This window comes from Leptospira biflexa serovar Patoc strain 'Patoc 1 (Paris)', assembly GCF_000017685.1.
GTDB lineage: Bacteria > Spirochaetota > Leptospiria > Leptospirales > Leptospiraceae > Leptospira_A > Leptospira_A biflexa.
This window is the reverse complement of record NC_010602.1, coordinates 3,254,773-3,270,267: the sequence shown is the minus strand read 5'-3', so window position 1 is coordinate 3,270,267 and position 15,495 is coordinate 3,254,773. Positions and strand designations below refer to the sequence as shown.

The 15,495-nt window shown below is 36.9% G+C and carries 14 protein-coding genes; 9 read left to right on the top strand and 5 right to left on the bottom strand.

Annotation, left to right across the window (positions count from 1 at the left end; translation table 11 throughout):
• The first annotated feature begins 5 nt into the window (after positions 1-5).
• Positions 6-2,438: a hybrid sensor histidine kinase/response regulator gene (locus tag LEPBI_RS15445; RefSeq protein WP_012390077.1), complete on the top strand. Its 2,433-nt coding sequence runs from the start codon at positions 6-8 to the stop codon at positions 2,436-2,438.
• Here the strand turns inward: LEPBI_RS15445 and LEPBI_RS15440 are convergent.
• The 4 genes from LEPBI_RS15440 to LEPBI_RS15425 are packed head-to-tail and all read right to left on the bottom strand — an operon-like array spanning position 2,430 to position 6,183.
• Entirely contained in the window at positions 2,430-3,005 is a 576-nt protein-coding gene (locus LEPBI_RS15440) for a DUF1569 domain-containing protein (RefSeq protein ID WP_012390076.1), read from the bottom strand. The two genes, LEPBI_RS15445 and LEPBI_RS15440, sit on opposite strands and share 9 nt — an antisense overlap.
• 2 nt (positions 3,006-3,007) lie before the next feature.
• Entirely contained in the window at positions 3,008-3,742 is a 735-nt protein-coding gene (locus LEPBI_RS15435; protein ID WP_226992947.1) for a TerC family protein, read from the bottom strand.
• Between the two features lie 42 nt (positions 3,743-3,784).
• The gene (locus tag LEPBI_RS15430; RefSeq protein ID WP_012390074.1) at positions 3,785-5,248 is read right to left on the bottom strand and encodes a hypothetical protein; all 1,464 of its coding nucleotides are present in this window, start codon (positions 5,246-5,248) and stop codon (positions 3,785-3,787) included.
• Entirely contained in the window at positions 5,245-6,183 is a 939-nt protein-coding gene (locus LEPBI_RS15425; RefSeq protein ID WP_012390073.1) for an RluA family pseudouridine synthase, read from the bottom strand. Before LEPBI_RS15425 ends, LEPBI_RS15430 begins: the two co-directional genes overlap by 4 nt.
• A 56-nt stretch (positions 6,184-6,239) precedes the next feature.
• Here LEPBI_RS15425 and loa22 point away from each other — a divergent pair, with 56 nt between their 5' ends.
• Both loa22 and LEPBI_RS15415 read left to right on the top strand, forming a co-directional pair.
• Positions 6,240-6,812: an OmpA family outer membrane lipoprotein Loa22 gene (loa22, locus tag LEPBI_RS15420; RefSeq protein WP_187148102.1), complete on the top strand. Its 573-nt coding sequence runs from the start codon at positions 6,240-6,242 to the stop codon at positions 6,810-6,812.
• A gap of 355 nt (positions 6,813-7,167) precedes the next feature.
• On the top strand, positions 7,168-7,641 hold the full coding sequence (locus LEPBI_RS15415) for a DUF1801 domain-containing protein (RefSeq protein WP_041770073.1): 474 nt from the start codon (positions 7,168-7,170) through the stop codon (positions 7,639-7,641).
• A 93-nt stretch (positions 7,642-7,734) separates the two neighbouring features.
• Here LEPBI_RS15415 and LEPBI_RS15410 read toward each other — a convergent pair whose 3' ends face one another.
• Positions 7,735-8,334 (bottom strand): TetR/AcrR family transcriptional regulator, encoded by a 600-nt coding sequence (locus LEPBI_RS15410; RefSeq protein WP_226992818.1) that lies wholly within the window; start codon positions 8,332-8,334, stop codon positions 7,735-7,737.
• An 82-nt stretch (positions 8,335-8,416) separates the two neighbouring features.
• On the opposite strand from LEPBI_RS15410, the gene LEPBI_RS15405 reads away from it, so the two are divergent.
• The 6 genes from LEPBI_RS15405 to LEPBI_RS15380 all read left to right on the top strand — a co-directional run bounded on the left by LEPBI_RS15405 (position 8,417) and on the right by LEPBI_RS15380 (position 15,421).
• On the top strand, positions 8,417-9,421 hold the full coding sequence (locus LEPBI_RS15405) for an alpha/beta fold hydrolase (RefSeq protein WP_226992816.1): 1,005 nt from the start codon (positions 8,417-8,419) through the stop codon (positions 9,419-9,421).
• A 110-nt stretch (positions 9,422-9,531) separates the two neighbouring features.
• On the top strand, positions 9,532-9,906 hold the full coding sequence (locus LEPBI_RS15400) for a hypothetical protein (protein ID WP_012390068.1): 375 nt from the start codon (positions 9,532-9,534) through the stop codon (positions 9,904-9,906).
• A 45-nt stretch (positions 9,907-9,951) separates the two neighbouring features.
• Positions 9,952-11,193 (top strand): TolC family protein, encoded by a 1,242-nt coding sequence (locus LEPBI_RS15395; protein ID WP_012390067.1) that lies wholly within the window; start codon positions 9,952-9,954, stop codon positions 11,191-11,193.
• Between the two features lie 166 nt (positions 11,194-11,359).
• Complete coding sequence (locus LEPBI_RS15390) at positions 11,360-11,992, top strand: hypothetical protein (RefSeq protein ID WP_226992814.1); 633 nt, start codon at positions 11,360-11,362, stop codon at positions 11,990-11,992.
• Complete coding sequence (locus LEPBI_RS15385) at positions 11,982-15,119, top strand: efflux RND transporter permease subunit (protein WP_012390065.1); 3,138 nt, start codon at positions 11,982-11,984, stop codon at positions 15,117-15,119. Before LEPBI_RS15390 ends, LEPBI_RS15385 begins: the two co-directional genes overlap by 11 nt.
• A complete protein-coding gene (locus LEPBI_RS15380) occupies positions 15,116-15,421 on the top strand; it encodes a DUF3703 domain-containing protein (protein ID WP_012476427.1) in 306 nt (101 codons plus the stop codon). The genes LEPBI_RS15385 and LEPBI_RS15380 overlap by 4 nt, the downstream gene beginning before the upstream one ends.
• The last annotated feature ends 74 nt before the right edge of the window (positions 15,422-15,495 follow it).

Sequence of the window (15,495 nt, the reverse complement as noted above, 5' to 3'; positions counted from 1 at the left end):
GCCTTATGATTTTCACAGTCTCCATCTCATCTATCCAAAAATCTTTTTCTACCTTAGTAAAATTTTGTCGTTATCCCTTAATTTTGGTCTTTGCCCTCCTTTTCTCCCAATCATGCCACTTGGATGTTTCCCCAACCTTACTGGCGAAAGATGGTGTTTTGGACGTAAGGATGGCCAATTTATCAGAAGACACTGTGAACTTGATTGGAAAGTGGGAATTCTATTGGAATGAATTCTTAGATCCAAAACAAATCTCTCCAACGAATATTTCCTATCTTTCTGTAGGGGTTCCTTGGTTTTCGCAAGCCAATGAAGACGGTGTCGATTATCCAAGTTTTGGATATGCGAGTTATCGGCTGACCATCCTATTACCACCCAAAACAGAAGAAAGGGAAACATATGCACTTCTCATCCCTGTTCTGCATAGTGCCTACAAAATATACGCCAATGGTAAGTTAGTTGCTGAGAATGGAATCATTGGAAAAAATGATACAACTCACAAGCCATCATTTCATACAAAGATTATTCCTTTAATCGATATCAATCAAAAAGTAGATTTGGTCATCCATATTTCCAATTTCTCCCATAAATATGCGGGGATTCATGGAATCATTCGATTTGGTAAATTGGAAAAGATCATTCAAGTTTGGAACGAATACCACTCCGCGACATGCATCATTTTGATATTTATGGGATTATTATCCATATATCATGCGTTAGTTTATGCGATCAATCGATCAGAAAAAAATGCACTAAGGATGTCCTTTGTTTATTTAGGAATCTTGATTTTAAGTGCAACATTAACTGAAACTAGAATTTTATTTAATTTTTTATCGGATGATTATTGTATTCCTCTGTTTCGGTTATCAAGAGTAGGGTTCGTCATCGTCTTGTACTTTGGAGGAAGTGTTTTATTCTCCTTAGCCCAAATGCGTATCTTCAAAAAGATGTTAGTGCTTTTAAAAATTTACTCACTAACATTTCTTATGGTTTCTCTTTTGACTCCCATCAAACATTTAGCTCTTGTTAGTTACTATTTTGAGTTTTTTTCAGTGATTTTTGTTATTTTAGGATTAATTTCTGTTTCCCTTGCTTTATACTTCCAACGAAAAGAAAGTAAGTTATACTTTTTTAGTTTGTTACTTGCCGTGATTGGAGGCATCATTGATGTCATATTGATTTCGAATCCTAATTTGGGATTTAGACCGATGGGACTCATTTCATTGTATTTATTTATTTTTCCGCAGACCTTAGGGGTTACATTTGGACTCATCAGAGTGTATAAACGATCTGAGTCAATTTCTAAGGAACTCTACAAAAGAAAAGAAGCACTCGAAAAAAAAGTAAAAGCTCGCACGGATGAATTGGAAAAGGCAAATCGTTGGAAGGCAAACTTTGTATCTTTGATTTCGCATGACTTACGTTCGCCGCTCAATAGTGTGAATCAAATTTTGGATGTGATTGATTTTAGTTTTAGCGAAACTTCAGAAGAAGAAAAAAAGAAATTTTTAGATATTTGTAAAACAGGTGTCACTCAGTCTCTCAAAATGTTGGAACAACTATTAGATGTAAGTCGTTTTGATGCTTTTGGAACAAAACTCATCCAAACCAAATTTTCTGTGAATGATCTGTTGAACGAAATCATTGAGTCGGTCGAACCACTCGCCACTCTGAAAGGGATTCGGATCCAAAAAGACACTCCCATCGAAGCCGAAATCATTGCTGACAGAACTCTCATCGGTGAGGTGTTTAAAAATATTCTCACAAACTCAATTAAGTATTCCTACTTAAACTCTGAAGTTTGGGTTGGAGTATCCTATAAAGGGAAGTGGCTGAGTGTGGAAATCAGAGACCGCGGGCTTGGGATGAGTGAAGAACAAATCCACAAACTCACAGGGGAAGAAAATATCAAAAGTACACCGGGTACAGCGGGTGAACGTGGCACTGGACTTGGTTTACAGCTTTGTAATAATATTTTAGAAGCACATTTTGGAAAACTTAGGATCAAGTCTGTCCTTGGAGTTGGCTCATCCTTTGAGATTTCACTTTCCAAAAGTACCAAGTCAGTGTTACTTGTTGATGATTCTGGGAACTTTAGGTCAGACTTAGCGGAGGTTATGCGAAGGAATCAATGGATTGTGATCGAAGCCGGGAATGGAGAAGAAGCCCTTTCCCATTTGGCAAGGATCACACCATCTCTCATCATCACGGACTTACATATGCCTGGGATGAATGGAATCTCTCTCATCCACGAATGGGAAGGTCGCAGAAATCAAAACCAAAAAATACCCATCATCCTCATCAGTTCCGATGCCCCTCTTTCAGGAGGAAATTCCTTCTTAGAAGAGGAGGGTTTGGAAACCATTGTTTCTGCCTATTTTTCAAAAATGTACAAAGCAGAAGATTTATGTGAACAAATCGAAATGATTTTAATGTAACAAACGTTCCATGTGATTTTTGATATGAAGGGTATGGGCCAAATCATATTCTTCTTTGGTCAATTCTCCATACGCAAAATGTGGCCGAAGGGAAGATTCTGTTGTTTTGGAAAAAAGTTCGATGGCTTGTATGAGTCGTTTTGCGCCCAGTTTCCACTCGATTTGGTTGTTTATTTCCTCGGCGCCAGGAATTGGTTCTTCCAATCCGTGATTCATTTTGTTTTTGAAAGCAAATACAGAAAATGCAATTTTACCAACGGAACCTCGAAAGAGGGATGATTTCATTTCAGGGTAACCTTGGATCGAAAATTCGATGCTTTGTGCACAATGTGATAACACTTTGCCAAACGACCAGTTCCCTTCCAATTTCATTTCGGCCGGATTCTTGAGTAAATTGGCAACTAAGATATGATAGTCTTTTAAAAACTCTGCTTCTGCCCAAGGAGATGAATTCGATTCCTTAGGTTCACCCATTTTCTCTTTTTCCGCATTGGATTGTCCAAATAACGGAAGTTGTGCGACACTCAATGTGAGTGCAGAGCGTTTCAAAAATTCTTTCCGTTCCATCTTTATTTCCCTCTTAATGCAATTGGTTTTTCTGATTTGGTTCGTAATTTCATATTTAAAAATTCTACCAGAACCGAAAAACACATAGCAAAGTAAATATAACCTTTTGGAATATGAAGTTCTAAACCTTCCCCTAGAAGGGCCACTCCGATCAAAATTAAGAAACTGAGCGCAAGGATTTTGATGGTTGGATGCCGATCGACAAAATCGGAAATACTGCCACTGGATAGTAACATAAAACCAACAGATAAAACCACGGCAGTGATCATGATCCCCAGTTTGTCAGTCATTCCCACGGCAGTGATCACAGAATCCAAAGAGAATACAACATCTAGTATCAAAATTTGGACAATCACTTGCGTGAAAGAAATTTGTTTTTTGGAATCCTCACTTAACGAGGATTCTCCTTCCAACTTGTGGTGGATTTCTGTTGTGGACTTAGCGATGAGAAAGAGTCCCCCCAAAATCAAGATGATATCCCTGCCACTGATGGAATGTTCCAAAATTGTAAATATTGGTGTTGTCAGTTTCATGATAAAGGAAAGGGAAAAGAGGAGTAAAATCCTTGTTCCCATTGCTAGAAACAATCCAATTTGGCGCGCCTGTTTTTGTTTCGATTTGGGCAATCGAGAGGAAAGGATCGAGATGAAGATAATATTGTCGATGCCGAGGACAATTTCCAAAGCAGTTAAGGTGAAGAGGGCAAGCCAAAGGGAAGGATCGGAAAGGAGTTCTATCATAACCTGTCCTAAACTGCTCGAGGGAAAACTAGAATCAATTCAATTCTTGGGTTTGTTATTTCCTCCGCTTCCCTTTCTTTGAAAAAAATACCATCCTTCACATTCTTTCACCAACTCCACACCCGGCCAAATTTGTAGATTTTCTTTGGATTCGGTCACTCCCCATGGAAAAGAAGGGAATGGTTGGTCTTTCCAGCTCCCATCCCAAGTGGTGTTGGCCACCCAAGGGTAATACACCCCATCCTTGGTAAAGGGGACAAGGGTCCATTTTTTGTCGGAAAATGCGTAAATATATTTGATTGGCCAGTAAGAAGAAGCTCCCGGAACGTTTGGATCAAAATCCATCAAACATTCAATGCGATGTGTCCGTTTGGCCTCACCAGATTTGATTTTTGTTATGAGATCCGAATGTTTCCCGAGGTAAAAAATAAAAAGTGCAACAAGGATGAAAGTTGGGAAAATTTTTTGAAACCATAAATGGAGTTCCATCAAACGAAAGGAAAAATATAAAAAACCAAAGGGTAAAATGTACAAATAACGAATATTAGGTTCTATTTGAAACAAATATAAAAACACAATGGTGACGAATGGAGAGAGGAAAAATAAAAAATCCTTCCAATGGTTTCGTTCAAAAAATCGAAAGCTCGTGATCATCAAAAACAGGATGCCGATCACGAGATATCGTTCCCACCATTGGTAAATGAGAGGGTCTTTTGTGATCGAAGCTAGAATTCCTTCCAAACTTTGAGTTGGATTTTGGATCATTAGGAGGAGAGATGATTTTAGTTTTGGAATGAGTTCAAAACTTTCCGTTTTAATGATACCAATTCCGAAAAATGAAAATCCCTTGGCGAAAATTTTTGAGAGGAAAAATCCAAACAAAGTCATTCCGAAGGGAACGAGTGATTTCCAACGCAAACGAATCCAAACCAAAACAAAAAGAAAAGGAGCTATGTTGACAAAAAACCAATACTCCGACAACCAAATCATTGTCATAAGAAACAAAAACCGTATGGATTGGTGTTTCTCTTTTTCTTTCCAGTTGTTTAGTTCATACAAAACCCAAGCCGCAAATAGGAATGTCATTCCATGAAAGCTTGGAAAAAAAAACTGACCGAGTTGGTTCGGATCCAAACCTGCCAAAACCAAAAATCCGAGAGAGACAAGATAGGAATTCGATTTTTTTAATCCAAGCGATTGGGCGAAAGCAAATGGCAAAAGAAAAACAAAAAATCCATAGATAAGATGGAATGATTCCACAGAACCAGTGATTGGATACAATAGGATACTTAAGATAATATCAGGAAAGAGTGTGGTACTTGGTGGGAGATTCCATCCCATTCCTGTTCCCATCCAAATGTCTCTTGCAAACAAATATGGGTACAAAATATCACTGTCTGTTCCTTCACCCAAATGGTTTTCGTAGATCACACCATAAAACAGATGAAAGCTGGCAAAAAGAATGCCAAGGAAAAACAATGATTTGAATGCCCGAGATCTCAATAACTAGGGCACTTGCGTTCAAAGACTTTGAATCGTTCAGGGAAGTCTAGTTCGACAACAATCCGTTTGTCTGGAACAAAGGGATGTGGGAAATCTAATTTTTTGGCAAAGAGGAGGAGTCCATACTGGGTGTAATCTTTTGCTGACCTTGAGTACAAACTGTCCCCCACCACTGGGCATCCTACTTTCGCCATATGAACACGGATTTGGTGGGTACGTCCTGTTTCAAGACCGAGCTTCATCAAACTAAACTTACGACCTGTTTGGGTTTGGACAATTTTTTCAGTTTTATAGTGGGTGATGGCCATTCGTCCATCTTCTCTTACACACATCTTCACTCGTTCTACGGGATGGCGGCCAATCGGCATATTGATGGTCCCTTCGGCTTCCACGGGTGCTTGCAAAACCCAAGCATAATAGGTTTTTTCTACAAGCCTGTCTTGGAAGAGTTTGGATAAGGCCGCATGGGCTCTGTCCGTTTTGGCGATGATGAGGACCCCTTCTGTGGGTTTGTCCAAACGATGCACAATCCCTGGACGGCGTTCACCGCCAGTCCCCGAAAGGTTTTTGAATTGGTAGAGCAGTCCGTTGACAAGGGAGGGCGAATCATCACCGGGTCCACTGTGGCAAGCAATCCCTGCTTTTTTATGGATCACCATAAATTCGTCTTCGTCATACAAAACAGGGATGTCCATGGCAATGGGTTCCAATCGAGAAGGAGGTCTTGCGATGACATCCACCACAAACTCTTCCCCTAAAGCCACCTTATAGCCGTTTTTATGGACAACTTGGTCTTTTGTTTTGTTTGTCACAAAGCCAGAATCAATCCATTTTTGAACGGTAGAACGGCTTAAATCGTCGCCTGCGTTGTCTTTTAGGAAAACGTCTAAACGACTTTGGTCATAATCTTCGGAAACAGTTACAAATATTTGCATTTTCGGTTGTTATCTAATGAAAAGAACTAAACTATGGAAACATTAAGGCAGGTCAACTGATGAAAAAAGGATTTTTTTTAAGCCTCATCCTCCTCGTAGGTCTTTCTATTTCATTCACGAATTGTTCGTCTTCTGAAGAAAAAGAAACTCCAAAAGAAACAACGTCCACAACTACGGACAACACAACAGCAGTTTCATCCAGAGATCTCAATGGAGCTCTTTTGGACGAAATCAACGTAGCACTCAAAGACTACCGTTACCCAGATGGCGTTCGTCGCAGAGGATTTAGCTACAAACAAGCTGACATCCAAGCAGAAGATTTCAAAACTTGGGCAAAAGACAATGTTGCTTACATCAAAGACGCTCTTGCAAAACTCCCTGAAGGGTATGCATTAGAAATCACAGGACATGCTGATGCATCTGGTCCAGAAGAAGCAGAAGGCGCTAAAAAAGGAAACGGATTCTACTCACAAATTCGTTCTGACGCAATGAAAGACGCACTCGTAAAACAAGGGATCCCTGCGGAAAGAATCGTAACAAAAGCTGCTGGTTCTTCCAAACCAATCTCTGGTTTTGATGAAAAAGACGCGATCAACCGTCGTGTGACTTTCCAAGTCGTTTCTAAATAAGAAATTCTATTTTCTTACTAGAGACCTTTCTCTAATAAAAGCCCACCACTTGGTGGGTTTTTTTATGCCCATTGGATGTTACTAAATTGTTTGGAATGATTTTTGAAAGAGACGGGCGCCTCGCAATGGTTATGCGAATGTGGAATTTTTTCTAACACGACCGCGCTATCCGCTCCAATCTTTCCTATCGGAAAGGATTTCCGCTTCTATCGCTGGCGCGACAAACAAATTGTCAAAAGCACTCGGTGCTTTGAAAGTGAATTGCAGTATTTTTCCCTTCTTAGGATTCCATCGGGATAAAATCCACGAGAATTCCCTATTGACAATCTATACGAACCTTCAGATACCAATGCACATGGCAAATACGATTGAAACTTACATCCAATCCTTACCAGACGATCGAAGGGAATCATTTTCCAAACTTCGTACCATTGTCAAAAAAAATCTGCCCAAAGGTTTTGAAGAAACTTTCCAATACAATATGATTGGGTACGTGGTTCCTAAAAAAACCTATCCCGCAGGTTACCATGTCACACCAGAGCTTGCCCTTCCTTTCATTCATATCGCCTCCCAGAAGAATGGACTAGCCCTCTACCATATGGGAATTTATGCCGATCCCAAATTACTGCAATGGTTCCAAACCGAATACCCCAAACATTGTAAAACCAAATTGGATATGGGGAAAAGTTGCATTCGTTTCAAAAAGACCGAGGACATCCCTTGGAAATTGATTGGTGAACTTGTGACTAAAATGAGTCCTAAGGAATGGATTGCTTTGTATGAGAAGAATCTTCCTAAGTCGAAAGAAAAAAGTAAAAAAGGAAAATAAATCCTATTAAAAATAAGTAGGCGCCACCTCACAAATGTATTGTGTAAAAAAAAATGGAAACGTTGCCACCTAAGAAGGAAGAGAATGTAGCGCTTAAATTTGACTTTGGATTCCAGAATCTAAGAAAGACCTTAATCCTTCCGTCGCCATTTTTTTAAAAAATTGTGAGACTAACTCTGAATCATAGTCGGAATCGGAAATCACAAGATTTCGTATCAGATTCCAAAAGGCACCTGCTAAATATTGATTCACAAATTGGTACGGTGGGAATTCTACTTTATATCGTTTCCGTAATGGTTCATGCGTCCGAAACGATTCCTCTGACATAAAATCTAAGATGCGATAAGTAACAGAAGCTGGAATGCTTTCTTGGAATAACATTTTATAAAATTGACGATTTGATTTTACATTCTCTAAACCATAAAAAGTCAACGAACGTCCATCCGCAAGTAAAGTAATCGGATCAATTTTTGGAGTTTCTGATTCCATTTTACGGTAAAAGAAAAGATATGTACGGTATAGAATATCTTCTTTATCCACAAAATAATGATAAAAGTTTACACGGGTCATCCCCGCTCGTTTTGCGATTTGTTCGATGCTGATTTTTTCATAAGCAGTCGATACAAATAGATCATGAAATGTTTGAATTAAATTTTCATAAGTTTCAGAAATTCGATCTTTTTGATTATACATGTGTAAAATGATATCTCCCAACTAAATTCATTTCAGTTTTGACTTAAATTGAGTTTTGATTCATTCTAAGGGAATGAATGTTATGAAACCAATTCTGCCTTTCATCTTTTTGTTACTTGCGTTCACAGTTGTGACATGTACCTCATCCTTGGAAAAACCAAATAGCTATTCTCAAATCACTCACTGGCAAAGATACCAACACTTTTTACCAGAGGATTTGCGGTTTCGAAAGGATAATTTGCCTTCCGAGGAATTCATTGAGCTTCGAGGATACCAAGTTCATTTGGACCGGTATCAGAAAAATGGTGCAAAATGTAAAATTTTGTTGGTTCACGGAGGTGGTGGGAATGGTCGAGTTCTCGGAACCCTCGCAGTTGGTCTCCAAAACCTAGGTTGTGAATGGTTGGCACCAGATCTTCCTGGATTTGGTCTTACCAAAATTCCTGCAGGCAAACGGTATGTTTATTATGAAGATTGGGTTATGATACTCAACGATTTAATCAATCGAGAGAAACAAGAAAATCAAAAATTCATTCTTTTTGGACTTAGCATAGGAGGGATGTTGGCTTATCATACAGCCGCCCATCATGGTGAGGTGGATGGTCTCATTGCCACTACGCTCGTTGATCCAAGAAATACAGATGTACGCGACGCAGTTGCATCGAATCGTTTTTTGAGTCGGGTCGGGATGCCTCTCAATTCTCTATTTTCCTTTTTTACAAATGGAATGTACTTCCCAATCAAATGGTTTAGCAAAATGGAATACATTACGAATGACCCAAGTTTTTCAGACGTGTTTTCGGAAGATCCGTATGCAGGTGGTTCCAAAGTGAGTCTTGGTTTTTTAAATACTTTTTTGAATTACAATCCAAAATTAGAACCAGAAGTATTTCAAGTATGTCCTGTGTTACTTGTTCATCCAAGCATAGATCCTTGGACTCCGACACAATTAAGCAAAACTTTTTTTGAAAAAATCCCAACAAAAAAAGAATTTGTGGAACTAACGGGTGCGGGTCATTTCCCTTATGAGGAGCCAGGTGTTACGATCTTACAGGAGGCATTACGGAAATTTCTTGGCAATCTTTGAAATTATTTTTAGCATAATGAAGGCTTGTTGCATTTGCTAGTAAATTGTACTTGTCACGTCAATAAGCTTGCGAAGTGTAATCAATAGGTTCAAAAAAGAAGTGCAAATCAATGGTGCGTAAGACACTCACATATCTTTTGTTATTTGGAATATTCACATCAGTTTCCTGTGATATTTTGAAGTCATTTGATTTGCCATGTTTAAGTGATGAATTTGTATCGATCGCCATTGAGAAAGATCATCAAAATTTGGAATATCCTTGCGAAGGAGAAGCTCACGATTTAAAGAATTGTTTTTGCCAAAAAGACGTTGCTTTTGATAAAGCCTTTAAATTTATCAAACCAATCGTAGTTGTAATTTTTTATAATCCTGGTTTTATTTCACCACTTTCAATCATTTTAGATATTGAGTTTCGTAATCCAGAATTCATATCTACCGAGCTTTATTCCCCTGTACATTTAACATATATTAAACTCCAAGTCTGAAAGTTAACTGAATCTTTTTTCAGTATTTTTACTTGGAGTGATTAAATGTATCTATATCAAAAAACATTCTTATTATTATGCACTGCTTTTGCATTTCCGTTATTTTCTCAAGATCTAAAATTGAATCAGATTCTGGAACTTGCTGAGAAAAAAGCCGATTTAATTTTAGCCGGACAAAAAAAAGTAGAGGAAGCGGAATATTTAAAACGAAAAGCAGGGAAGTATAAAAATCCAAACCTTTCTTTAGATTATGGGAGAAGGCGTGCAAGCAATGAATCTGGCCCTGAGTATTCAGTTGGTATCAGTCAGGATTTTTACTATCCAGGCAAAAGGGATTTAAAAATTAAAATTGCAGATGACAACGAAAAGTATTTGTTAGCTGAGCTGGAACAAAGTAAATTAGAATACCGATTTAGTGTTATCAAGTTAGTATATTCATATTTGATTGCAACAGAAAAGGCCGCTCATGTGAATGATCGAATCAAACGAATTTCACGTATAGAATCCTTAATTGAAAAGAAAGTTTTTGTTTCTCCAGAATCGAGAGTAGAGTTATTTTTAGTTCAAAATCGTTTATTAAATCTTCAAAAACATCTAATTGTATTAGAAAAAAATAAATCAATTGAATGGGAAAAATTAAATTTTTTCTTGGAATTAAAGAGCGAAGTCCTAATCATTTCTCCTTGGCTAAAGTCTCATACCCCATTTAAAAAAGATTTATTATTAGCAGAAATGTTTGAGAGAAATCCAATCCTCAGACTATCCAAATCAAAGATTCAACAGTGGAAAGATGAGACCGAGCTTGCCAAGTTAGATAAATTTTCAGATATAAAACTCCAAGGTTCACTCGGAGAAGATAAATCGGGAGTTGCGAATCGTTTTTTTGATTTAGGTGTTACCTTTGCAATTCCTTCTTTGGATACAAACGAGGATGTAGTCAAAAGTCTACAGGCTAAGACGAATTCAGAAAATTACCTTTTAAATCACCAAATTAAAATTTTAACGACTCGTTTGAATTCAAGTTTGATTGAAAATGAATCTATCCATAAATCATTAGATCGATTTTCAATCGGAATGATACCCTCAATTGAACAAAAGTTGAATTTTGCAGATAATGAATTTAGCAAAGGTCGGATTGGTTTGATTAGTTATTTGGAGTTGGAAACGCAGCTTCATGAAACTCATGAAGCTATTTATGATTATCAAATGCAGTTTGTTGAAAATTTGACAGAAATATTGTTTTTAACCAATAATCCTGATTTTTTGGGAGTAGTAAATGTTAAGTAGGTTTTCTCTAATGGTATCTTTTATTAAGAAAAAACATTTCATTGTTCCTCTTAGTAATTCTGAATCGTACATATTTCAATATCATGCTTTAAACTTACATAAACATTTAATTGAATTGGAAAGAAGGCAATTATTAGTATTCGAGAAACTAGACTCTTTCTTAGATATGGAATCACCTGTAAAATTAAAAGCAATCTGGTTTCAGAATGGAATACAGTTTTTGAAAGCCTTTTTCGGCAGAGAAATGCTAAGAAGAAATCAGATTTTGAAAAAAACTAAAATTTCAATTCGAAATTCAACGGCAGAGGCAAGGTTTGCGGTAATAGAAAATTATTCTGATTTAAACATACAATGTAAGTTAGGAGAAAATAGATCCGTTGATGCAAATAAGTTTTTTGATTTTGGGGTAACTTTAAATTTATCTTTACTGGATAAGAGGCAAATTCAGGCAAAAAGAATTGAGTTAAAATTTATTTTGGGAAAGGATTTATTCTCTCATCAAACAAGATCACTTAAAAGCATTTTAAATTCAGCAATTATCATCTATGAAACTGTGATAGAGATTTTAAAAAAGTTGTTTATCGCATATCTTTCTGTAACGAAGGATAAATTAAATTTTTCTGATTTGGAATTTAAAATCGATAGATTGAATTTTTTCAGCTACCTTGAACTGGATACACAACTTCACGAAATTCACCATGCATTATACGGTTCACAATTAGAATGTATCGGGAAATTTACACAAGTTTTCTTCCTAAGAAATAATCCTGAATTTACTGGAGAATCTTATGCTAAGTAATATAATTGATACCGCTTTAAAAAATCGACTTTGGATTTTCCTTTTTACTGTAGGATTATTTTTATTTGGAATAATTTCCATATTTAAAGTATCTCTTGATGCGTTACCAGATATCTCTAACGTAATTGTTGAAGTTAATACCAAATCGGGTTCCCTTGATCCAGAGCAAGTAGAAAAAACAATTACTTTCTTTGTGGAAACCGAATTGGCAGGCATACCAGGTGTAAAAGATATACGATCATTGTCTAAATTCGGACTTTCTAATGTTGTTTTAACATTTGAAGATGGAACAGAAATCTATAAGGCTAGGCAAATTGTCTTAGAAAGATTGCAAAATGTTAAGGATAAATTACCCGATGGAGTTACACCTGAGTTAACTCCCATTACCACTGGTCTCGGCGAAATATGTATGTATTCAGTAGAAGCGAAGCCTGGTAGTATGTTGGAGAAAAAATCAGAAACAGAACGACTACTTTATTTACGAACTGTTCAGGATTTAATGATTCGAACCCAAATCAGAACCAACGTAAAAAATATTGCGGAGGTGGATACAATAGGCGGATACTATAGGGAAATTCATATAGACCTTATTCCAAATAAATTGCGAACGCACGGAATTAGCATAGGTGAGGTAACAAAAGCACTTGAATCGGTCGGCGAAAATTTCGGAGGTGGTTATATAGAAAAAAACGATGAAATGATAATTGTTCGTTCTCTTGGAAGTGCTATAGTTTTAGAAAATTTAAAGTACCTGCCAATACGACAAATAGGCACAGGTGCAATTATTCGAGTGAATGATATTGCATTCGTTCGCGAACACGGTATGCAAAGAGTTGGCTCTGCTACTCATAATGGAAATGAGATTGTACTTGGAACCGTCATGATGCTTATGGGGGCTAATAGTCGTGAAACAGTGCAAGAGTTGAAATCATTTTTTGATGTAATTCAAATACCGGATGATGTTGTCATAAATGTTCTTAATGAAAGAAGTTTTTTAGTAAACGCAACGATTACAACGATATCAAAAAATTTAGTCGAAGGAGCACTTCTTGTCATTTTAGTTTTATTTTTGGTCCTCGGAAATTTTCGAGCCTCTATTTATGTAGCTTTTGTAATTCCACTTTCGATGTTGTTTGCCGCAATAGGGATGTATTTATTTAACATATCTGCAAATTTAATGAGCCTTGGGGCTATTGATTTCGGATTATTAGTTGATGCTGCTATTGTGATGATTGAAAATACTTTAGCCAAAAAAGAAGAACTTAAAGATCAAATAATACAAAATCCAATCGAATTCGTATTGGAATCCTCCCGTGAAATTTTAAAGCCTGTTACTTATGGGATATTTATTGTTATGTTCGTATACATTCCTATTTTGACACTAGAAGGGGTTGAAGGAAAAATGTTTCGCCCAATGGCAGAGGCAGTCTTGCTCGCATTAGGTGGTAGTTACGTAGTAACTCTTTTGCTTATTCCAATTTTTTCATTGAGCTTATTAAAAATACCAAATAAGGAAAAAAAAACAGGTGGAATAAAAGAAAAAATAAATAAATTCTACATTCCAATATTGCTTTTTGGATTTAGAAACCGTAGAATTGCATTGGGAATAAGCATTCTTATCTTTACCATTGCTACCTTACTCTTTTTTAGAATGGGTTCCGATTTTATTCCACAATTAAAAGAAGGTGATATTATGATTACCCTCGTTCGTGAAAGTAATATCAGCTTGGCGAAATCTACCGAATTACAAAAAAAAGTAGAGCTGATTCTGAAAGAATTTCCGGAAATAAACTATGTATTTTCTCGAACAGGAACTACCGAAGTAGCGAATGACCCTATGGGAATTTATATGTCTGATACTTTCGTAATATTAAAGAAAGAAGGAATTTTGGAACTTGTCAAAAGTAAAAATTGGATTCCATTTTATATGCGAATCAAAGAAAGACTTGAAGCAGAATTTCCAAATGACGAGATAACTATCGGTCAGCCCGTCGAAACAAGGTTTAACGAATTGCTCGAAGGTAGCAGAGCCGATATCACTTTTAGAATTTACGGAGATAATTTAGATGAACTAATTGATCTTCAAGAAGACGCTGAAGAAATCTTGAAATCAATTCCTGGTGCAAATGAAATTGAGTTAGACCCTATTTCAGCTCTTAGAAAAAGCAAGGTTTTAGATATAAAACCGAATTACGACAAGATTATTCTTTATGGAATATCTCTTGAGAATTTCAATTCTACATTCGCTGCTTCTATGAGTGGAATAACAGTGGGCAGCTTTTATGAGAAGGATTTGAAGTTTCCAATCGTAGTTAGGCTTTCGGAAGAATTTAGAAATTCAAATTCCTCTATTAAAAGTATTCCCATCGGCACACCTGATTTAGGTTCAGTCCAGTTAGGGGATGTTGCTTCTTTGCAAGAATCGGAAAAGGTAATGACGATTTCCCGCAATAATGGGAAACGATATGCGGCAATCTCTATTAACCTCGGAGATAGAGACATTGACAGTTTTGTAAAAGAGGCAAAAGAAAAAATTTCCAATTCATTAAAAATCCCAAAAGGCTATTTTGTTTTTTGGGGAGGGCAATTTAAAAACTTGGAGAAAGCAAGACTGAAACTAGCAGTCGTAGTTCCATTTACACTTCTAATCATATTTTTACTTCTATTAAAAAGCTTTAACAGTGTAAAGCAAGCGATTCTCGTTTATTTAAGTATCCCCTTCGCAATTACTGGAGGAGTTTTCGCCCTATTAGTCAGAGATATGAATTTTAGTATTTCAGCAGCCATTGGTTTTATCGCATTATCTGGCATCGCTATTTTGAATGGGGTGGTGAAAGTTAATAATATCAATTATCTTCGCGAATCGGGGTTAACGGTAACAGAAGCTGTGCGAGTTGCGGCAGTTTCTCGACTGAGACCAGTTCTTATGACAGCACTTGTTGCATCGTTTGGATTTATTCCTATGGCGATTGGGGAAGGTCTTGGTTCAGAAGTACAAAAACCTCTTGCAACTGTTGTAATCGGTGGATTGATTTCTTCAACAATACTCACACTTTTTTTATTACCTGTATTTTATGAATGGATAGAGTCGGAAAAAGAAATAAAAATAGAGGTTAATGAATCATGAATTTTCTAATGCCCAAACAAATGAAGCCGCAGTATTTTATTGAACTGGAAGAATATCAAAAATTTCTCCGTAGCGGAAATTTACAAGTTGCATGGCGATACCTTGAACGTGCGCACATCATCGGTCAATATCATCCAATTTCACATTTTGCAATTCATTTTCGCATGTTAATTTTTGCGATACGGGTTCGAGATAGGAGTGCATTTTTGGATCAAATCCTTGGATTACGGGTTGAATGGTTTGGCTCTATCTTCAATCGCATATTTTTTGGAAATAAAGGCGGGGCTAATGGCAATCTATAAGCACCGATGTAAATTCGTGGAAATTTAAAGCTACTGTAAATTTACGCAGAAACGAGTATGAAAAAGATTATTGG